Origin of the sequence: Azoarcus sp. L1K30 (assembly GCF_018122735.1) — a bacterium.
GTDB lineage: Bacteria > Pseudomonadota > Gammaproteobacteria > Burkholderiales > Rhodocyclaceae > Parazoarcus.
The window spans coordinates 4,020,075-4,039,275 of record NZ_JAGRRD010000001.1; the positions used below are offsets into that span (position 1 = coordinate 4,020,075).

The window sequence follows — 19,201 nt, forward strand, 5'->3', positions numbered from 1 at the left end:
AGAATGACTTCCTTTTTGCCGCAGCCCGCATGTCCTCAACTTTACGCGATCCGATGACGCCCGCCGAGCGTCGGGCGGGAATCAGCCTCGCTTCCATTTTCGCACTGCGCATGCTGGGCTTGTTTCTGATACTGCCGGTGTTCGCCGTTCACGCCCATACCGTGCCGGGTGGGGACAACCTGACATTGGTGGGGCTCGCGATCGGTGCATACGGCGCGACACAGGCTTGCCTGCAGATTGCGTTTGGCGCGGCGTCTGACCGATTCGGTCGCAAGCCGGTCATCCTGTTCGGTCTGTTGTTGTTCGTCATCGGTAGTGCAGTGGCCGCCACTGCAGGCGACATCTACGTCATCATCGCCGGGCGGGTGCTGCAGGGCGCGGGTGCAATTTCGGCTGCCGTCACCGCACTGGCAGCCGACCTGACCCGTGATCAACATCGCACCAAGGTGATGGCGATGATCGGCTCCAGCATTGGGCTGGTGTTTGCCGGATCGATGGTGGCTGCGCCCTTGCTGTATTCCGTTATCGGCATGAGCGGCATTTTCTGGCTAACTGCGGCGCTTGCCCTGGTGGCAATGGCGGTCGTGGTGTGGGTCGTGCCCGAGGCGCCGCCGGTACCGCGTGCGAACGCCGGCAGTTTTGCCGATATTCTGCGCGATGCGCAGTTGATGCGCCTGAATTTCGGCGTGTTTGCGCTGCATCTGATCCAGACCACGATGTGGGTGATGGTGCCGGCGGCACTGGTCAAGTCCGGCGGCCTTGCGCTCGTCGATCACTGGAAGGTCTATCTGCCGGCAGTGCTGCTGTCATTTGTGGCGATGGTGCCGGCGGTCATCGTTGCGGAGCGTCACAACCGCCTCAAACAGGTGTTCAATGGCGCGGTCCTGCTGCTTGCCGTGGTCCAGTTCGGGCTCTACTTGTGGAACGACAGCCTGTTCGCGATCGCCTTGTGGCTGACGCTGTTTTTCGTCGCCTTCAATATCCTGGAGGCAACGCAGCCGTCGTGGATTTCGCGCATCGCGCCGCCCGCGGCTAAAGGAACGGCGCTCGGCGTCTATAACACCCTGCAGTCCATTGGGCTGTTCGTCGGCGGATTGCTCGGCGGCTGGCTCGGACAACGATTCGGTACGGCAGGTGTCAGCCTGGCCTGTGGGGCGCTGGCGCTGGTCTGGTTAACGCTGTCTTCCACCATGAATCCTCCTCCGGTCCGCGCGGTTGCCGCGCCGGCCCGGAGTTGACATACCACTGAAAGGAGAACGGGATGGCATCCCTGAACAAAGTCATTCTGATCGGCAATCTGGGCAAGGACCCCGAGACCCGCTATGCGCCGAGCGGCGACGCGATTACCAACCTGACCCTGGCGACGACCGAGACCTGGAAGGACAAGTCGTCCGGAGAGCGCCGCGAGGCGACAGAGTGGCACCGTGTGGTGTTCTTCGGCCGGGTTGCCGAAGTCGCAGCGCAGTATCTGCGCAAGGGCAGTCAGGTGTATGTCGAAGGCCGGCTGCAGACGCGAAAATGGCAGGACAAGGACGGACAGGATCGCTATACGACCGAAATCCGCGGCGACGAAATGAAAATGCTTGGTAGGCGCGAGGGTGGTGGCGATGCGCCGATGCGTGGAGCGGACGCTGGCGGCTACGATGCACCGACATCAGCGCCCGCGCGTCAGCCTGCGGCAGCGCCTGCGCCGAAGCCAGCCACCGGCGGCTTCGGTGACTTCGACGACGATATCCCGTTTTAACGCGCGGTTGATCGCGTCTTCTCATTCGAACCCGGCATGCCATCGAGGCTGCCGGGTTTCTTCTTTTGGCGAGCGGTGGTTCAATACGTAATCTGGATATTTTCTGGAGCAGGCCGCCTTGAATCGTCGTCAATGCATGCGTTTACTCGTCGTGAGTGCAGGAATGCTGCCCATGCTGAACGCGTGCATGCCGCCTCCGGAACCTTTGCGCTTCGGCGCCAACGCCTGGCCCGGCTATGCTTCACTGCGCGCCGCCGAGGTTCTCGGGCTGATTACCCCGGCGCAACTTCAGGTGCTGGATTTCCCGAGTACATCAATGGTGCTGTCGGCATTTCGCAACGGCATGATCGATGTTGCCGGTCTGACCCTGGACGAGGCGCTGATGCTTGCAGCCGAGGAGCAGGCGCCACGAATCATTCTCGTTTTCGATTTCTCGGCGGGAGCCGATGTTGTTCTCGCCCAGCCAGGCATCGTCAGCGTGGCCCAGTTGAAAGGGGCGAGGGTGGGGGTCGAAACGGAGGCCTTGGGGGCGTACCTGATCGGGCGAGCACTCGCCGGCGCCGGGTTGTCCGCTGAGGATGTCGATATCGTCTCAATCCCGCTTGATGGTCACGAATCAGCCTTTGTTGCCGGCCAGGTGGATGCACTGGTGACCTTCGATCCGGTACGTTCGAGCCTGCTGGCACGTGGGGCGAAGCTCCTGTTTTCGTCGCGTGCGATACCGGGAGAGATCGTCGACGTGCTGGTGGTGCGCGCGCCCTTGCTGGCAAGGCGCAAAGCCGACTTGCGCGCACTGGTCGATGCCCACTTTGCCGGCAGAGCGCGGATGCTGGCCAATCCGGCGGATGTCGCTGCCAAGCTGGAGGCCCGACTGTCTTTGTCCGAGGCACAGTTCCGCGCAGCGCTGGGCTTGATGGAAATGCCCGATGTGCCCGCCAACAGGCGTCTGCTCGGCCAAGGGGAGGGGGGGCTGGCGGCGACGCTGGAGCGCATGGGCCAGGTCATGCGTTCGCTGGGGCTGCTGGAGCAGGTGCCCGTGCTGGACGCACTGCTGGTCCCCGACCTGATTCCGGAGTACTGACATGGCACCGCGGACCCCTTTGCGACACATGTTGCTGATCTTGCTTGCAGGGGTTGGACTGGTCGTGGCGGTGGGGCAGTTCACCTTCATCATCCAATCGTATTCCCGCGAATCGCGCGCACAGGTGGGCGCCTTGCTCCGACACGCTGGCGGAACGTTGGCCGCCAACCTCGAAGCCGCCATGCAGAAGGGCGACGACCGTTTCGTCGATCACCTGATCGCGCAGCAGATCACCCTTCCCGATCTGCTCTATGCTGCCTTGGTCGATGCGGATGGACGCGTGATCGCGAGCAGCCTGCCCGGTCTGCGCGGGTTCGGGCTGGAGCGGTCAGTCCATGGCGCCCCGCCACAAGCGATGGTGGATGAGGTGCGCCGCACACGCAGCGCGCAGCTTGCCGAGGATGTCGCGCGGCAGCGCCTTTGGGGCATCTTTCCGGTGCGGCTGCCGGCGGGCAAGGGTGAGCTCAGGGCGCCGCAGGTGGCCTATGTTGTGTTGCTCTCCGATGTTGCCCGTCTAGAGCACGCCGCGGTGCGCAATGCCTTCAGTCAGAGCATGGTCGTACTGGTGCCGATCCTGCTTTTGTCACTGGCCATCTGGGCGATGCTGCGAGTCCTGTTGACTGACCGCATTGAGCGTCTGCTGGCCTACTCGCGCTCGCAGGCGAGTGGCGGCGAGCTTCCCGAGCCGGTGTCCGGAGCCGATGAGCTGGGGCAGTTGGGAGAAGAACTGGGATGCCTGATGCGCGAGGTGCTGGCCTCGCGCGATTTCCATGTTCGCCTGCTTGAAAGCATGCCCAATCCCATCTGGCGGGCCGGCGCCGACGGCCGGCGCAGTTTCTTCAATCGGGCGTGGCTCGATTTCACCGGGCGTTCGCTCGACCAGGAGTGTGAGGACGGATGGACGGAAGGTGTTCATGATGACGATCTTGCACGCTGCCAGGCGGTTCAGGCGGCTGCGCTGGAACGGCGGGCGCCCTTCGTGATGGAGTACCGTCTACGCTTCAACGACGGCAGCGAGCACTGGATTTCTGATCATGGCCAACCGGTGTTCGCGAATGATGGCGGGTTTCTGGGCTATCTGGGAAGTTGCTACGACCTGCAGCAGGTGAAGTCCGCGACCGCGGCGGTTGCTGCAAGTGAAGAACGTTTTCGCGCGCTGGTCGAGCATACCCTGGTGGGCGTATTTCTCATTCGCGACGGACGTGTCGTGTATGCGAATCCCCGTCTGGCGGAGTGGTTGGGCTATCGCGCGGACAGCATTGTCGGTGTGCCGGTTGCCGCGTTGCTGCATCCCCAGGACCTGCCGCTTGCCGAAGAGCTGATCCGGCGCCGCGAGCAGGGCGATACTCGCTACACGTCCAACATGCTGCGGGCGAAGCGGCGCGACGGGAGTCACTTCTTCATTGAGGTCTATGGCACCCGGATGCAGCATGATGAGGGGGCTGTGATCATTGGCACGGTACTGGACGTCAATGCGCGTGAGGAAGCGCTGTCTGCGCTGAAGGCGGCAACCGAGGTCGTGGAGGCGAGTCCGACGATTCTGTTGCGTTGGAAACTCGAGCCCGGATGGCCCGTATTCTACGTATCGGAGAATGTCGATCGCTGGGGATACTCTCGTGCGCAGGTGCTGGCGCCGGACTTCGCCTTTGCGTCGCTCGTCCATCCCGACGACCTGCCCCGCGTAAGCGATGAGCTGGCGCACCATATCGCTGCCGATGTGCGGGAATACGTGCAGGAATACCGCATCCGGACTGCGGATGGCGTCTATATATGGATTGAGGGCTTGATCCGAGTCAGTCTGGACTCGGAGGGGCGGCCGCATTACTGCGAGGGATTGGTAACGGACATCTCCGCACGGAAGGAAGCGGAGCTCGAGGTCAGGCAGCTCAACTCGGAGCTGGAAGCCAGGGTGGTGCAGCGCACGACGGAACTCGAGCTTGCCAACAAGGAGCTGGAAACCTTCACCTACTCCGTTTCCCACGACTTGAAGGCACCGCTGCGTGGAATCGACGGTTACAGCCATCTGCTGCTTGAGGACCATGCCGATCGTCTCGACGATGAAGGCAGGGCCTTCGTCAACAACATTCGCGCCGGGGTGAAACAGATGGCACGGCTGATCGATGATCTGCTTGCCTACTCGCGCATGGAACGGCGCAGCCTCCAGCGCGCAGAGGTCAACCTTGGCGCAGTTGTGCGTGGCATACTCGGCGAGCGGGCCGGCGAGCCTGATATGACGCTGGCGGAAGTTGACGTCGACGTTCCTGATATCGCGGTCCAGGCCGATCCAGAAGGGTTGGCGCAGGTGCTGCGCAACCTCGTCAGCAATGCCCTGAAGTATTCCCGTCATGCCGACCCGCCCCGGATCGGCATTTGTGCCCGCAAGGAAGGCACAGTCTGCCATCTGTATGTTCGCGATAACGGAATCGGTTTTGACATGAAATTTCACGATCGCATTTTCGAGATATTCCAGCGCCTGCAGCGGGCTGAAGACTATGCCGGCACGGGCGTGGGGCTCGCGATCGTGCGCAAGGCAATGCAGCGAATGGGAGGGCGGGTGTGGGCCGAGAGCGCGCCCGGAAACGGTGCCACTTTTCATGTGGAGTTGCCGCTATGAGTGAGCTACCGACAAGCGCTCGACCAATCCTGCTGGTCGAGGATAATCCGGCCGACCTCGATCTCACGCTGCGTGCGTTCAAGCGCCGGCACCTCGTCAACCCGGTACTGGTTGCGCGCGACGGCCAGGAAGCGCTCGATTTCGTGCCGCGATGGGAGGCCGGGGAGGCTTTGCCGCTGGTCATATTGCTCGATCTCAATCTGCCAAAGGTCCATGGACTTGAAGTGTTGCGTGAGTTCAAGGCCCGCGAAACGACGCGTTCAATACCGGTGGTGGTATTGACGACCTCCGACGAGGATCGGGACATTGGCAGGGCCTATCAGCTCGGTGCCAACTCCTACATCATGAAACCGGTGGATTTCGAGAACTTCGCCAGTGTCGCGGCCCAGATAGAGCTCTACTGGTGCGCGCTCAACAAGCCCTCCAGCCCGGCCTGACGACGCATGCCAGATAACGTGATTCGACTGCTGTACATCGAAGACAATCCGGTCGACGCCGATCTGGTGAGGCGGACCTTGGCGCACGATCTGCCGAAGGCCAGGGTGAGCGTTGCGGGCACGCTGGCGGAGGGCCTGCGTGCCCTGGAGCACGATGGCGCCTTCGACATCGTGCTCGCCGATCTGTCCCTGCCTGATGGCAGCGGGATGGAGTTGCTCGGCATCGTGCGCGGGCGCGGGCTTGGACCGGCTTTCGTCGTCCTGACCGGCTCGGGTGACGAATCGGCAGCCGTGGCGGCGCTCAAGTCGGGGGCTGACGACTATCTGGTAAAGGGGGCGGACTATCTCGCACGGCTTGCGGGCACGATCAGGTTTGCGATTGCGCGAGCCCGCGAGGAGCCGCTAGGCCATCGGCGTCCGATTCACGTCCTTTATGCCGAGCAATACCCGTTCGATGCCGAGATGACATTGCGCAAGCTTGCGCAATCGGCGCCACACCTTCGATTCGACCTGGTGCGTGGCACCAAGGCTGTCATCGACCGGCTCAGCGCGGGGCGCGATGTGGCGAGCTATGACCTGCTGCTGCTCGACTATGCGCTGCCGGGCATGAATGCGCTTGATCTGACCAAGGCCCTGCGCCGCGATCTCGGGCTCGACATTCCGATCGTGATCGTTACGGGCCAAGGGTGCGAGGAGTCGGTGGCGCAAGCCTTGCGTCTGGGGGTGTCGGACTATCTGATCAAGCGCGAGGGCTACCTCAACGAGTTGCCGCTGGTCATAGACAGTGCCTTTCGCCAGGCCGAACTGGTGCGTGAGCGCACCGCACTGAAAGCGATTGCAGAGCGTTTGCGCCTTCATTCCGCTGTCATCGAGAGCACCCACGACGGCGTATTGATCACCGATCTCGAGGGGGCGATCGTTTCTGTCAATCAGGCCTTCACGGAGCTTACCGGCTATACGCGCGACGACAGCATGGGGCGCAATCCCCGCTTCCTGAGTTCCGGGCGTCATGACCGCGGCTTCTACCAGACCATGTGGGCGACGCTGCTTCAGACTGGACGGTGGCAGGGTGAGCTCTGGAACCGTCGCAAGAATGGCGAGCTCTATCCCGAATGGTTGACGCTGAGTGCCGTATGCAACGAAGCGGGTGAAGTCACCAACTATGTCGGAGTGTTCACAGATATCAGCAAGCTCAGACAGACCGAGGCCCGACTGAGCCACCTCTCGCACTATGATCCGCTCACCGACCTGCCCAATCGGCTATTGGTCATGTCTCGGCTCGAGCACGCGATTGAAGTCGCGCGGCGCAGGAGGGGGCACGTTGCGGCGATATGCCTCGATCTCGATCGCTTCAAGACCATCAATGATAGTCTGGGGCACCAGGCCGGTGATGCGCTCCTGCGTGCGGTCGGTGCGCGCTTGCGTACCCGCCTGCGCGAGGAGGACACGCTCGGACGTTTGGGTGGCGATGAATTCATGATACTGCTCGAGCACGTCGACGCGCCGGCAGCGGCTGCGCTCGTGGCCCATAACCTGATCGAAGGCTTGACCGAGCCGTTCGTGCTCGACCATGGTCAGGAGGTTTTCATGCATGCGAGCATCGGCATCAGCCTCTATCCCGATGATGCCGACGACCATATGGCGCTGGTGCGCAATGCCGATGCCGCGATGTACCGCGCCAAGCAACAGGGCCGCAACACCTACCAGTTCTACACCGAAGATCTGACACGATTTGCCTTCAGGCGTCTGGACCTTGAAACGCGTTTCAGACGGGCGCTCGGCAATGGCGAATTCGTCGTGTTCTATCAGCCGGTGCTGTCGATGGAAGCCGGGCATCTGCTTGGCGCCGAAGCGCTGGTGCGCTGGCAGCCCCCCGGCGAGGACATGATCGCGCCTGCCGACTTCATCCCGATAGCCGAGGAGACCGGACTCATCGTCCAGCTTGGCGAATGGGTGCTGGGAGAGGCCTGTCGACAGGTTTGCCGCTGGGATGCGGCCGGGCTGCTGCTGCCGTCCGTGTCGGTCAATCTCTCGGTGGAACAGGTGCGCCGGCAGGACGTCGGATCAATGTTGCTGCGTGTGCTCGCGCAGACCGGCCTTGCGCCGCAGCGGCTGGAGATCGAGTTGACCGAGAGCAGTCTGATGCAGCAGGGTGAGAAGGCCGCGCAATTGCTCGATCTGCTGAAGCATCAAGGCGTGAGACTGGCCATAGACGATTTCGGGACCGGTTACTCTTCCCTTGCTTACCTGAAGCGATTTGCCATCGACAAGCTCAAGATCGACCGCAGTTTCGTCAAGGATCTTGCCAAGGGCAGCAATGACCTGGCCATTGCCTCGGCCATCGTCGCCATGGCCAAGGCGCTCGAGATCGCCGTCCAGGCCGAAGGCGTCGAAACCGAAGCGCAGTTGGCGCTACTGAAGTCGATCGGGTGCGGCTGTTGGCAGGGTTATGCCTGCAGTCCGCCGGTGTCGGCCAGCGAATTCGAGCGCCGTTTCCTGCGCGCGGGCCTCATCGCATCCGCATAGCGTGCTCGGCCAGCGCATCGGACATGCGCGAGAGTGCCTCGTCCAGTGTGGCGCGGGGGCAGCCGAAATTCAGTCTGACGAAGCCCGGAAGCCCGAATCCCTTGCCATCCGACAAGCCCACCCCGGCATGTTCGAAAAAGGCCGCGGGGTCGTCGATCCCGCTGTCGCGACAATCGATCCAGGCCAGACAGGTTGCCTCCGGGCTGGTCGTACGCAAACCCGGCATGGTGGCAACCGCTTCGAGCACGCGGGCCCGGTTTCCGCGCAGATAGTCGAGCAATGCCCTGCGCCAGGTGTCGCCGTCACGATAGGCTGCTTCTGCGGCCACCATGCCGAGGACGTTCACTTGTGGCACGATGCCGCGCATTGCGCGCCGAAAGCGCCGGCGCAGCTCGGCGTCGGGAATGATCGCAAACGATGCGTACAACGCGGGAATGTTCCAGGTCTTGGACGGCGCCATCAAGGTGATCGTGCGGCGGGCCACCGCGCTGTCGAGCGCGGCAATCGGAATATGTGGACGATGTTCGTCGAGTACCAGGCCACAGTGAATCTCATCGCTGCAGATCACCATGTCGCGTTTTTCGGCGAGATTGGCAATCCACGTCAGCTCGTCGCGATCGAATACACGGCCAACAGGGTTGTGCGGATTGCATAGCATGAACAGCCGCGTGCGCGCGCCCAGCGAGGCCTCCGTCGCTTCGCGGTTCCATTGCCAGCGTCCGTCTTCGAGTTCGAGCGGGCAGGTGAGCAGCTTGCGTTCGCTGTTGTCGGGCGCGAACAGGAAAGGAGGATAGATTGGCGTGGCGGTGAAGACACTGTCACCCGCTTCGCCAACGGCCCGGCAGGCGAGATTGAAGCCGGTCACCACGCCGGGTAACCAGATCAGCCATTCGGACTCGACCTGCCAGCCGTGGTCATTGGCGATGGCGTCGATGACCACGGCATTGAGCGACGGCCAGGCTTCGGTGTAACCGAAGATGCCGTGATCGATGCGCTGATGCAGTGCGTCGATCACGGCTGGCGGTGCGGCGAAGTCCATGTCGGCCACCCAGAGTGGCAAAATGTCGCGCCCTGCGTAGCGGCCCCATTTTTCACCGGGAACGGCTGTGCGATCGTGTGGTCTGTCGAAATTGAAGGTCATGTTCGTGGCTGCTGGCGCTGGAGCGAGGAGTGTAACGTGAGGTTTGTCATGCATCACGTATCGCGCAGTGTGGATACAATTGCGCGAAATAACGAGAAGAAGACGGGACGCTGATCATGAACGATATTACAGTGAATCCAGATGGCATTCATGCCGTCGACTCGGGTTATGGTGACCGGCCGCGAGTGGCCGCGGTGCACCTGATTGTTGATAGTGGCCGGGCCGCGGTGATCGATACCGGGTCCAACGCCTCGGTTCCGCGCATCCTGAGTGCGCTGGCAAGCCTTGGCATTGCACCCGGGGCGGTGGATTGGGTGGTGCTGACACATATCCACCTCGATCACGCGGGAGGCGCGGGCAGTCTCATGTGTGCCTTGCCCAACGCCAGACTGGTGGTGCATCCGCGCGGTGCCCGGCATATGGAGGATCCGTCGCGGCTGTGGGAGGGTGCATCGGCGGTTTATGGTGCCGAGCAGACCTTTCGCTTGTACGGCCGGCTGGTGCCGGTGCCCGCGTCGCGCATTGTTGTCGCCGATGACGGGCTCGAGTTGCCGCTGGGCGCGCGGCGCTTGCGCCTGATCGATGCACCGGGGCATGCCCGTCACCACGTCGCTATCTGGGATTGCCTCGCCCATGTGTTCTTCACTGGAGACATTTTCGGCATTTCCTACCGCGAACTCGATGTGGATGGTCGAGCGTTCATTTTCCCGACCACAACGCCGTCGCAATTCGATCCGGCAGCGATGCACGAGTCGATTGATCGCATGATGGGGTTTGAACCACGCGCGATGTACCTCACGCATTACAGCCGCGTGACCGATGTCGAGCGTCTGGCCGGCGACCTGCATCGTCTCATCGATACCCAGGTTGCGGTTGCGCAGGCCGCGCGCGGAGATGGCGTTGCGCGCCATGTGGAAATTCTTGCCGGGTTGGAGCAGATCGTGCGCGAGGAAACGGCGCGTCAGCACTGGGCCCTTGGTGAAGAGGACGCCCTGGAGCTGTTGCGCATGGACCTCGAGCTCAATGCCCAGGGGCTGGGCGTATGGCTCGACAGTCTGCGTGTCGAGGAGGTGTTGAGCCATTGAGGCGAGGCACGCAGTCAATGGCGGGTGCTGGCGTAAAATCCGTCTTCCTCCCATAGAAGAGCCATGCCATGCAGTCTGCCGCTGCCGTATCTCCCATGTCCGCCACGGAGGTTGATCTCGAGCGTCGCTTCGGCGGCGTTGCCCGCCTGTATGGTGACCGGGCGCTCCCACGCCTGGCGTCGGCTTCGGTCTGTGTGGTGGGCATCGGGGGGGTCGGGTCGTGGGTGGTCGAGGCGCTGGCGCGCAGTGGCATCGGCCATCTGACGCTGATCGACCTCGATCACGTGGCGGAGTCGAACATCAACCGGCAGGCGCATGCGCTGGATTCCACGCTGGGGCAGGCCAAGGTCCTTGCCATGCGCGCGCGTGTCCTCGACATCAATCCCGTGTGCCAGGTGACGACAATAGACGATTTTCTGACCCCCGAGAACGTCGCCGATTTGCTCGCCGGGTTCGACCTGATCGTCGATGCCATCGACAACGTGCGCGCCAAGGTCGCCATGGCGGCGCATTGCAGGCAGCACCGTATGGCCCTGATCATGGCTGGAGGGGCGGGGGGAAAGACGGACCCGACGCGCATCCGGGTGGATGATCTGTCACGAACCGAGCAGGATCCGTTACTGGCCAAAGTGCGGGCACAGCTGCGAAAGGTTCATGGCTTTCCACGTGATCCACGGCGAAAATTCGCCATCGAGGCGGTCTATTCATGCGAGCCGCTGCGCTACCCTTCCGCCGCCGCTTGCGAGACAGGCAGGGGTCCGCAAGGGCTGGCGTGTGCCGGTTACGGTTCGAGCATGGCGATGACGGCAAGCGTCGGCTTGTTCGTCTCGGCCCGGGCGCTGAATCATTTGCTCGAGACTGTGGTCTGAAGCCACTTACAGCAAACGGAAATCTCCATGAACCACGACACGACGGCGACAAGCAGGGGGGTGATCCTGTTTGGACATGGCGCACGCGACCCGGAGTGGGCGGGGCCGATGCAGCGCATTCGCCAGAGAATGCTCGAGCAGGCGGGCGACCAGCAGGTCGAACTGGCTTTTCTCGAATTCATGCACCCGACCCTCGATCTTGCCGTCGATGCGCTGGTCGCACGTGGCGTTACGCGGATTACCATCGTGCCTGTGTTCCTTGCCCAGGGCGGTCATCTGAAGCGTGATCTGCCAGTATTGATCGACGCCGCACGGCAGCGTCACCCAGCGTGCGAGTTTCGTCTGGGCACGGCGGTCGGTGAGGCCCCGCGCGTCATTGACGCCATTGCGGAGTACGCCCTGATCGCGCTCGACTGAGCGCTTCGCTGGTGTGGTGCGTGGCTGACCTGGACGGGCGGGATGCTTGACGGTCTTAATTATAAGAATATACTTATATACATGACCAAGCTTACCGTCCCCTTCCTGTTGTCCGCCCTCCTGTGCACTACGGCACTGGCACAGGCGGACGTGCCGACCCTGTTGATCGAGTCCCGTCCGGTCGGGACCTCCCAGCCCGCCGAGGCCACCATAGAGGCTGTTCGTCAGGCCACGCTTGCCGCGCAGGTTTCCGGCCGAATTGTCGAGATGCGGGTGGATGCGGGTGATCGAGTCCAGCGCGGCGATGTGCTGTTGCGTATCGATGCTGCGGAGGCAAGCCAGGCCGTGGCCGGCGCGCAAGCCGGTGTGGCCCAGGCCGAGGCGGTCAGGATCAAGGCGATAAGCGATTACGAACGCACCCGCAGTCTGTTCGAGCGCAAGTTCGTCAGCCAGTCGGCGCTCGATCAGGCGCGTACTGCGCTGGATGCGGCCGATGCGCAACTGCGCAGCGCGCAGGCCGGGCGTGGACAGGCGTCGACCGTTGAGGGTTACACCCGAATCGTGGCGCCGCTGTCCGGTCTGGTGGCCGAGCGTCATGTCGATGCCGGTGAAATGGCACAGCCCGGAACCGCGCTGCTCACGCTGTACGACCCGTCGGCGCTGCGTGCGGTGGTCGATCTGTCCCAGCAGCGCCTGTCCGAACTCGGTAAGCCGCCATTCCGAGCCCGAATCGAGCTGCCCGATATCGGACGCTGGGTGGACGCTGCCGCCGTCACCGTGCTGCCGGCTGCGGACGCACGCACGCACACCGTGCAGGTCCGGGTGGAACTTCCCGCCGGTTCCGAGGATGTACTGCCCGGCAGCTTTGCCCGCGTGCACTTTTCATCCGCCGCGCAGGCGCGTCTCGTCGTGCCATCCACTGCCATCCTGCGGCGTGGTGAATTGACCGCAGTCTATGTGGCCGACGGCAAAGGCGGCTTCGGCTTGCGCCAGCTGCGTCTGGGCGAAGCCGCCGGAAGCGAGGGCGGCGTCGAGGTGCTGGCCGGACTACGCAGCGGTGAAACCATCGCGCTCGATCCCGTGCGGGCTGGCATCGCGGTCAGCGCCGCGGGCCGGCATTGAGCAGGCGGGCGGACATGAGCGCATCTCTCGGCTTGTCCGGTCGCATCGCGGCCGCCTTTCAGCGCAATGCCCTGACGCCGCTGATCGCCATCGTTCTCCTGCTCGCCGGCCTGTTCGCCACGCTGGTCACGCCCAAGGAAGAGGAGCCGCAGATCGACGTCACCATGGCCAATGTCATCGTGCCGTTTCCAGGGGCCTCCGCGCAGGATGTCGAGGCACTGGTCTCCCGTCCGGCCGAGCAGGTGTTGTCGCGCATGGCAGGGGTCGAGCACGTGTATTCGGTGTCGCGCCCCGGCATGGCCGTGATCACCGTGCAGTTCGAAGTTGGCGTGCCCAACCAGACCGCACTGGTGCGCCTGTACGATACCGTGCACTCCAACCGCGACTGGCTGTCACCGCAGCTTGGCGTGGGGGAGCCGCTGATCAAGCCCAAGGGCATCGATGATGTGCCCATCGTGAGCCTGACGCTGTGGACAGCGGATGTCGAGCGCGCGGCCTTCGACCTGAAACAGGTGGCACGCGCCGCCGAACTCGAGCTCAAGCGGCTGAAGGGTACGCGTGACGTCACCACGATTGGGGGGCCGGGGCGCGTCATACGGGTGATGCTCGATACCGAGCGCATGAATGCCCACCATGTGACCGCTCAGGATCTGCGCGCGGCATTGCAACTGGCGAATGCCTCGCAGCCGGCCGGCAATCTGGTAAGCGACAATCGCGAAGTGCTGGTTCAAACGGGCACTTATCTCGAGTCGGCCGAGGACGTGCGCAGACTGGTGGTCGGGGTGACCGATAGCAGGCCGGTCTATCTGCGCGATGTGGCCACGGTCGACGACGGTCCCGAGCAGCCTTCCAGCTATGTGTGGTTTGGAACCGGCGCTGCTGACAAGACGGGCCAGGCAGGGGTATTCCCGGCGGTGACGCTGTCGATTTCCAAGAAGCCGGGCGCCAATGCCGCCGATGTCGCCGATGCGGTGATCCAGCGCATGACCGCGCTGCACGGATCGCTGGTGCCGGATGGTGTCGAGTTCAGTGTGACCCGCAATTACGGCCAGACGGCGAACGACAAGGCGCAGAAGCTCATTGGCAAGCTCGCGTTCGCCACCGCCGCCGTCGTGGCATTGGTGTTTTTTGCGCTTGGGCGGCGCGAGGCGATCATTGTCGGTATTGCTGTATCGCTCACGCTGGCGGCCACCCTTTTTGCATCGTGGGCATGGGGCTTCACGCTCAACCGGGTCAGCCTGTTTGCGCTGATCTTCTCGATCGGCATCCTGGTCGATGACGCCATCGTCGTGGTCGAGAACATTCACCGCTGGCATACGCTCGAGCCGGATACGCCGCTGTGGAAACTGATTCCGAAGGCTGTCGACGAGGTGGGCGGTCCGACCATTCTTGCAACCTTCACCGTGATTGCCGCATTGTTGCCGATGGCGTTCGTGACGGGGCTGATGGGGCCTTACATGAGCCCGATTCCGATCAACGCGTCGATGGGCATGTTCATCTCACTGGCGGTGGCGTTCATCGTCACACCGTGGCTGGCGCAGAAGCTGCTCAAGTCGGTCGACGCGCATCACGATGAAGGTGGAGACAGGCTGACACGCAGGCTCGACGGCATCTTCCGCCGCATCATGACACCGATGCTCGACACGCGCACTGGTGGGCGGGCGCGCCTGCGCCTGTGGCTGATCGTGCTGGCGCTGGTCGGCGGATCCCTGGCACTGCCGGTGTTCCAGTTGGTGGTGATGAAAATGCTGCCCTTTGACAACAAGAGCGAGTTTCAGGTCGTGCTCGACATGCCGGTCGGCACGCCGGTGGAAGAAACGGCGCGCGTGTTGCGTGAAATCGGCGCCGAGCTTGCGACGGTAGACGAAGTGACCGACTGGCAGGCCTATGCCGGCACCGCGAGTCCGATCAATTTCAATGGTCTGGTGCGTCAGTATTACCTGCGCAGCGCGCCCGAGCAGGGCGATATTCAGGTAAACCTCGTCGACAAGGCGCACCGAAGCCGCAAGAGCCACGAGATTGCCGTTGCAGTACGCGACCGAGTGACCGCGATTGCGCTGCGCAATGGCGGCAATGCCAAGGTCGTCGAAGTCCCGCCGGGCCCCCCGGTGATGTCGCCCATCGTGGCCGAGATCTACGGTCCCGATTACGCGGGTCAGATCGAGGCTGCGAAGCGCGTGCGGGCCGAGTTCGAGGGCACGCCGGATATCGTGGGCGTGGATGATTCGATCGACGAGGCGGCGCCCAAGTTGGTCTTGCGTGTCGACCAGGCAAAGGCCGCCCGCATGGGCGTCTCGCAGTCGGATATCGTCGAGGTGGTCAGACTCGGTCTCGCGGGTGAGGATGTCACGCCGGTCCACGGTGGCGACAACAAGTACGAGATCCCGGTGCGCATCCGGTTGCCGGCGACCCGTCAATCCGATGTGTCGTCGCTGCTGGCGATGAAGGTTCGCGCTCGTTCGGGTGTGCTGGTTCCGGTATCCGAACTGGTCGAGGTTGCCGAGACGCGGCGCGAACAGATCCTGTATCGCAAGGATCTGCTGCCGGTCGTGTATGTCACGGGCGACATGGGGGGCAATCTCGACTCCCCGCTCTATGGCATGTTCGATATTCGAAGCAAGGTCAAGGACATGGCGCTTGCGGGTGCGCCGGGGCTGGCGGGCACACTGGGCGAATGGTTCATTCATGCCCCGTCCGACCCGTACGCCGGTTATCAGCTGAAGTGGGATGGCGAATGGCAGATCACTTACGAAACTTTCCGCGACATGGGACTGGCCTACGCCGTCGGATTGATCCTGATCTATCTGCTGGTGGTGGCGCAGTTTCACAGCTATCTGGTGCCGCTGATCATCATGGCGCCGATTCCGCTCACCCTGGTTGGGGTCATGCCCGGACATGCGCTGTTCGGGGCTCAATTCACCGCGACCTCGATGATCGGCATGATCGCGCTTGCCGGCATCATCGTGCGCAACTCCATTCTGCTGGTGGATTTCGTCAATCAGCAGGTGCGTGAAGGTGTCGAATTCGGCGAGGCGGTCATTCGCGCCGCGGCGGTGCGTGCCAAGCCGATCGGGCTGACCGGTCTGGCGGCGATGATTGGCGCCATCTTCATCCTCGATGATCCGATCTTCAACGGTCTGGCGCTGAGCCTCATTTTCGGCGTGTTCGTATCTACCGTGCTCACCCTGGTCGTGATCCCGGTGCTGTATTTCGCGGCGATGCGCAAGCGTCTGCCCCAACTGACGGGAGAATCCGCATGAAACTCACCACCAACCAGTACGTGCGCATTTTTGCTGGCGCTTTTGTGCTGATTTCGCTCGCACTCGGCGTAGAGGCCTCGCCGCTCTTTGTGAACAGGAATTTCCTGTGGTTTACGGTCTTCGTCGGCGCAAACCTGTTCCAGAGCGGATTTACTGGCTTGTGCCCGCTGGAGAACATCTTGCACAAGCTGGGCGTCAAGGATCGGTATTGATGATTCCCCTGCGCTGTAAACGGTCGTCGCACGGAGGGACTGTCGGGGCGCTACAATCGCGCTGTTTCCATTCAGACCGGGCCGTCTTTCATGAACGATCATGCCTCGCCTCCAGATCGGCGCCTTGACCGGCGCATCCCACTCGGGTGTTCCGCCGCGATTCTGCTTGCCGGCGGACAATCGATTGTTGCCGAGTGTGTGGAACTGGGCGTGGGCGGCATGACCCTTCGTGCCGCCTACGTACCCGGCGAATATGAGGTGATCGAGGTTGCAGTCATGTCGCCCAGCGAGCGGGTGGAACGTCCGCCGCTGGTCACCCGGCTGAAGGTCATGCGCTGCCATGCGCTGGGTGACGGACGGTACGAAATCGGCGGTGCCATCGTGCGCGTGGTGGGATGATGGCGTCGATGCTGTTGCCCAGTGTCTGCGGCACCGTGCGCTCAGCCTTGTCTGCGGCGTAGCAGCAGCCACACGGAAAGCAACAGGATTGCGCTGAAGCTGAGCAGTGACCAATTGGCCAGCGACCATCCGAGAAAGGTCCAGTCGATCGCGCTGCAATCGCCGGCACCGCGGAACAGCATCGGCAACACTTCCGTGAGCGGGAAGCTCTCCATCAGGTACTCCAGACCGGGGCCGCATTCGGCGATGCCGGGTGGGTGAAGCTGCAGCCAGCTCTGGTTTGCGGCCACGCCCGCGCCCCCGACGGCACTCGCGCCAATCAGTATTGCGTAGACGCGCTGACCCCAGCTGTGCGGCCCATGCAGACCGCCAACAAGCGCGATCAGGCCGACTGCGACCAGTGCATAGCGCTGCATGATGCACATCGGGCACGGGTGCAGGCCCACCACGAGTTGCAGGTAGAGGCCGAAACCGAGCATGGCGGCGCACAGGGCGAAGAGCCCGAACATCAAGGGGCGGAAGGGGGTTCTGGACAGGGGCATCGGGTTGTTCCGGGACGAGGCTTGAAAAAGCGGGATTGTAGGTGATTCGTGTGCAGCGACGCTTCGTAATCATTCGCGGCAGAAAGTTCCGTTGCCCGCTGCCGGATGCTTGGCTGAACAACCGGTTCAGCTGCGGCGTGTCAGTTGCCGGACAACGACTCGCCGGGCAGTGCGCTGATCAGCATGTCGATGAAAGCGCGTGTTTTCGCCGGCATCAGCCGTCGCCCGGGGAACACGGCCCATACTGTGTTCGACGGCAAGCACCAGTCCGGCAGAACCCGGCGCAATTCGCCTCGGCGCAGGTAGGGCGCGGCAAAGTAATCGGGCACGGCCGCAATCCCGGCCCCCGCGCGTGCCATGCGAATGAGCAATTCGGGCGAGTTCGCCGTGATGCGGCCGGCCGGCATGATCTGCAGTCGTTCCTCGCCGCGCTGCAAGGTCCATTTTACCGGCTCGCCATTGCCACCCAGAAGGCGCAGCGCGGAGTGCGACGGCAATTCGGCAGGCGCTTCAGGGGTGCCGTGGCCGGCGAGATAGTCTGGCGCGGCATACAGGCCGTTGGTGGTGGTGGCCAGTCGGCGTGCGGCAAGCAGGCTGTCTTCGGGAAGTTCGCCGATGCGAATTGCGAGATCGAATTTTTCGCCGAGCAGATCGACCCGTCTCGGCGACAGGTCGAGTTCCAGTGAGATGGCCGGATGAAGTCCGACGAACGCGCCCAGCATGTCGGTCAGCAGCAACGTAGCGAAATCGCTCGGCATCGACACCCGCAAACGCCCGCTCGGCTGTGCCTGCCGGTGTGCGGCGAAGCTTTGCACCGCCTCGACTTCCGCTGCGACCTGGCGTGCGTGTTCGAGCAGGGCCTGGCCGAATTCGGTCAGTTGCAGCCTGCGCGTCGTGCGCTGGATCAGGCGCTCGCCGAGGCGCTCCTCGAGCAGGTTGATGCGGCGCGACACGGTCGACTTTGGCAGGCCGATCCGGTCTGCGGCGCGGCTGAAGCTGCCCAACTCGATTACTCGGGCAAAGATTAACAGGTCATTGGCGTCAAATTGTTCCATTTTCGGGATAATCTTATCCGATTTGAGGTCTTATCGGCATGATTGTTCAGGAATAGAGTGCATCCATCGAAACCACTCATGAAGGAGCACAAGATGAACATCCTCCAGATCAATGCCAGCGCCCGCAGTGAAGGTGCAAACTCCACCCGTGTCGCCAATGCGATCGTCGAGCGCCTGCTTGCGGCGTCGCCGACGGCCCAACTGACGATCCGCGATCTGGCCACGAACCCGCATCCGGTTCTTGACGAGGCTGCACTCGGTGCCTTGTTCACCCCGGCCGACAAGCGTACGCCGGCGCAGGCCGCGCGTGCCGCACTGGACGACGCCCTGATCGCCGAGTTGCAGGCGGCCGACGTGCTCGTGCTTGGTGTGCCGATGTACAACTTCGGTATCCCGGTTCAACTCAAGACCTGGGTGGATGCCGTGGCCCGTGCCGGCGTCACGTTCCGCTACACGGAGAATGGGCCTGAAGGGCTGGTCAAGGGCAAGAAGGTTTATGTGGCGCTGGCGCGTGGCGGCCGCTATCGTGGCACCGAGCTGGATTCGCAGGTGCCCCACCTGAAGGCTTTCCTGGGCTTCCTTGGTATGACCGATGTGGAGTTCATCTTCGCCGAGGGATTCTCGATGGGGCCGGATGCCGCTCAGCAGGCAATGGCTGACGCCGAGGCTGAAATCGCCCAGGTACTGGGCTGAGCAT

General features: G+C 62.9%; 17 protein-coding genes. 14 read left to right on the plus strand and 3 right to left on the minus strand.

The genetic code is table 11. The features are described 5' to 3' along the window. Nucleotides 1-29: 29 nt before the first annotated feature. From J5J83_RS18415 to J5J83_RS18440, 6 genes are all read left to right on the plus strand, one after another. Nucleotides 30-1,238, plus strand: coding sequence for an MFS transporter (locus J5J83_RS18415; RefSeq protein ID WP_249115778.1), 1,209 nt, complete (start codon nt 30-32; stop codon nt 1,236-1,238). Between the two features lie 23 nt (nt 1,239-1,261). Then, on the plus strand, nt 1,262-1,744 hold the full coding sequence (ssb, locus tag J5J83_RS18420; protein ID WP_212351393.1) for a single-stranded DNA-binding protein: 483 nt from the start codon (nt 1,262-1,264) through the stop codon (nt 1,742-1,744). A gap of 172 nt (nt 1,745-1,916) precedes the next feature. After that, the gene (locus tag J5J83_RS18425; protein WP_212351394.1) at nt 1,917-2,825 is read left to right on the plus strand and encodes an ABC transporter substrate-binding protein; all 909 of its coding nucleotides are present in this window, start codon (nt 1,917-1,919) and stop codon (nt 2,823-2,825) included. A 1-nt stretch (nt 2,826) separates the two neighbouring features. Then, nucleotides 2,827-5,439: a PAS domain S-box protein gene (locus J5J83_RS18430; protein ID WP_212351395.1), complete on the plus strand. Its 2,613-nt coding sequence runs from the start codon at nt 2,827-2,829 to the stop codon at nt 5,437-5,439. Continuing rightward, on the plus strand, nt 5,436-5,876 hold the full coding sequence (locus J5J83_RS18435) for a response regulator (RefSeq protein ID WP_212351396.1): 441 nt from the start codon (nt 5,436-5,438) through the stop codon (nt 5,874-5,876). The genes J5J83_RS18430 and J5J83_RS18435 overlap by 4 nt, the downstream gene beginning before the upstream one ends. 6 nt (nt 5,877-5,882) lie before the next feature. Beyond that, nucleotides 5,883-8,402 (plus strand): EAL domain-containing protein, encoded by a 2,520-nt coding sequence (locus J5J83_RS18440; protein WP_212351397.1) that lies wholly within the window; start codon nt 5,883-5,885, stop codon nt 8,400-8,402. On the opposite strand, the gene J5J83_RS18445 is transcribed toward J5J83_RS18440, so the two are convergent. Beyond that, nucleotides 8,386-9,543 (minus strand): PatB family C-S lyase, encoded by a 1,158-nt coding sequence (locus J5J83_RS18445; protein WP_212351398.1) that lies wholly within the window; start codon nt 9,541-9,543, stop codon nt 8,386-8,388. The two genes, J5J83_RS18440 and J5J83_RS18445, sit on opposite strands and share 17 nt — an antisense overlap. 116 nt (nt 9,544-9,659) lie before the next feature. On the opposite strand from J5J83_RS18445, the gene J5J83_RS18450 reads away from it, so the two are divergent. The 7 genes from J5J83_RS18450 (at nt 9,660) to J5J83_RS18480 (ending at nt 16,907) form a co-directional block, all read left to right on the plus strand. Next, nucleotides 9,660-10,628 (plus strand): MBL fold metallo-hydrolase, encoded by a 969-nt coding sequence (locus tag J5J83_RS18450; RefSeq protein WP_212351399.1) that lies wholly within the window; start codon nt 9,660-9,662, stop codon nt 10,626-10,628. Between the two features lie 68 nt (nt 10,629-10,696). Continuing rightward, entirely contained in the window at nt 10,697-11,497 is an 801-nt protein-coding gene (locus J5J83_RS18455) for a tRNA threonylcarbamoyladenosine dehydratase (RefSeq protein ID WP_249115779.1), read from the plus strand. 27 nt (nt 11,498-11,524) lie between these two features. Further along, entirely contained in the window at nt 11,525-11,914 is a 390-nt protein-coding gene (locus J5J83_RS18460; protein WP_212351400.1) for a CbiX/SirB N-terminal domain-containing protein, read from the plus strand. Between the two features lie 81 nt (nt 11,915-11,995). After that, entirely contained in the window at nt 11,996-13,036 is a 1,041-nt protein-coding gene (locus J5J83_RS18465; RefSeq protein WP_212351401.1) for an efflux RND transporter periplasmic adaptor subunit, read from the plus strand. Nucleotides 13,037-13,050: 14 nt separating this feature from the next. Continuing rightward, nucleotides 13,051-16,296, plus strand: coding sequence for an efflux RND transporter permease subunit (locus J5J83_RS18470; protein WP_212351402.1), 3,246 nt, complete (start codon nt 13,051-13,053; stop codon nt 16,294-16,296). Beyond that, the gene (locus J5J83_RS18475; RefSeq protein ID WP_212351403.1) at nt 16,293-16,508 is read left to right on the plus strand and encodes a DUF2892 domain-containing protein; all 216 of its coding nucleotides are present in this window, start codon (nt 16,293-16,295) and stop codon (nt 16,506-16,508) included. Before J5J83_RS18470 ends, J5J83_RS18475 begins: the two co-directional genes overlap by 4 nt. Nucleotides 16,509-16,598: 90 nt before the next feature. Then, entirely contained in the window at nt 16,599-16,907 is a 309-nt protein-coding gene (locus J5J83_RS18480; RefSeq protein WP_212351404.1) for a PilZ domain-containing protein, read from the plus strand. Between the two features lie 41 nt (nt 16,908-16,948). Here the strand turns inward: J5J83_RS18480 and J5J83_RS18485 are convergent, their stop codons facing one another. Together J5J83_RS18485 and J5J83_RS18490 are read right to left on the minus strand one after the other, a co-directional pair. After that, the gene (locus J5J83_RS18485; protein WP_249116068.1) at nt 16,949-17,416 is read right to left on the minus strand and encodes a disulfide bond formation protein B; all 468 of its coding nucleotides are present in this window, start codon (nt 17,414-17,416) and stop codon (nt 16,949-16,951) included. A gap of 173 nt (nt 17,417-17,589) precedes the next feature. Further along, complete coding sequence (locus J5J83_RS18490) at nt 17,590-18,504, minus strand: LysR family transcriptional regulator (protein ID WP_212351406.1); 915 nt, start codon at nt 18,502-18,504, stop codon at nt 17,590-17,592. Between the two features lie 93 nt (nt 18,505-18,597). Between J5J83_RS18490 and J5J83_RS18495 the strand changes: the two genes are divergently transcribed. Beyond that, a complete protein-coding gene (locus J5J83_RS18495; RefSeq protein WP_212351407.1) occupies nt 18,598-19,197 on the plus strand; it encodes an NAD(P)H-dependent oxidoreductase in 600 nt (199 codons plus the stop codon). The last annotated feature ends 4 nt before the right edge of the window (nt 19,198-19,201 follow it).

What these genes read in the sequence shown, in the direction of transcription:
- J5J83_RS18415 (WP_249115778.1), top strand. Translation starts at nt 30, where the DNA reads ATGTCCTCAACTTTACGCGATCCGATGACGCCCGCCGAGCGTCGGGCG.
- ssb (WP_212351393.1), top strand. Translation starts at nt 1,262, where the DNA reads ATGGCATCCCTGAACAAAGTCATTCTGATCGGCAATCTGGGCAAGGAC.
- J5J83_RS18425 (WP_212351394.1), top strand. Translation starts at nt 1,917, where the DNA reads ATGCTGAACGCGTGCATGCCGCCTCCGGAACCTTTGCGCTTCGGCGCC.
- J5J83_RS18430 (WP_212351395.1), top strand. Translation starts at nt 2,827, where the DNA reads ATGGCACCGCGGACCCCTTTGCGACACATGTTGCTGATCTTGCTTGCA.
- J5J83_RS18435 (WP_212351396.1), top strand. Translation starts at nt 5,436, where the DNA reads ATGAGTGAGCTACCGACAAGCGCTCGACCAATCCTGCTGGTCGAGGAT.
- J5J83_RS18440 (WP_212351397.1), top strand. Translation starts at nt 5,883, where the DNA reads ATGCCAGATAACGTGATTCGACTGCTGTACATCGAAGACAATCCGGTC.
- J5J83_RS18445 (WP_212351398.1), bottom strand. Translation starts at nt 9,543, where the DNA reads ATGACCTTCAATTTCGACAGACCACACGATCGCACAGCCGTTCCCGGT.
- J5J83_RS18450 (WP_212351399.1), top strand. Translation starts at nt 9,660, where the DNA reads ATGAACGATATTACAGTGAATCCAGATGGCATTCATGCCGTCGACTCG.
- J5J83_RS18455 (WP_249115779.1), top strand. Translation starts at nt 10,697, where the DNA reads ATGCAGTCTGCCGCTGCCGTATCTCCCATGTCCGCCACGGAGGTTGAT.
- J5J83_RS18460 (WP_212351400.1), top strand. Translation starts at nt 11,525, where the DNA reads ATGAACCACGACACGACGGCGACAAGCAGGGGGGTGATCCTGTTTGGA.
- J5J83_RS18465 (WP_212351401.1), top strand. Translation starts at nt 11,996, where the DNA reads ATGACCAAGCTTACCGTCCCCTTCCTGTTGTCCGCCCTCCTGTGCACT.
- J5J83_RS18470 (WP_212351402.1), top strand. Translation starts at nt 13,051, where the DNA reads ATGAGCGCATCTCTCGGCTTGTCCGGTCGCATCGCGGCCGCCTTTCAG.
- J5J83_RS18475 (WP_212351403.1), top strand. Translation starts at nt 16,293, where the DNA reads ATGAAACTCACCACCAACCAGTACGTGCGCATTTTTGCTGGCGCTTTT.
- J5J83_RS18480 (WP_212351404.1), top strand. Translation starts at nt 16,599, where the DNA reads ATGAACGATCATGCCTCGCCTCCAGATCGGCGCCTTGACCGGCGCATC.
- J5J83_RS18485 (WP_249116068.1), bottom strand. Translation starts at nt 17,416, where the DNA reads ATGTTCGGGCTCTTCGCCCTGTGCGCCGCCATGCTCGGTTTCGGCCTC.
- J5J83_RS18490 (WP_212351406.1), bottom strand. Translation starts at nt 18,504, where the DNA reads ATGGAACAATTTGACGCCAATGACCTGTTAATCTTTGCCCGAGTAATC.
- J5J83_RS18495 (WP_212351407.1), top strand. Translation starts at nt 18,598, where the DNA reads ATGAACATCCTCCAGATCAATGCCAGCGCCCGCAGTGAAGGTGCAAAC.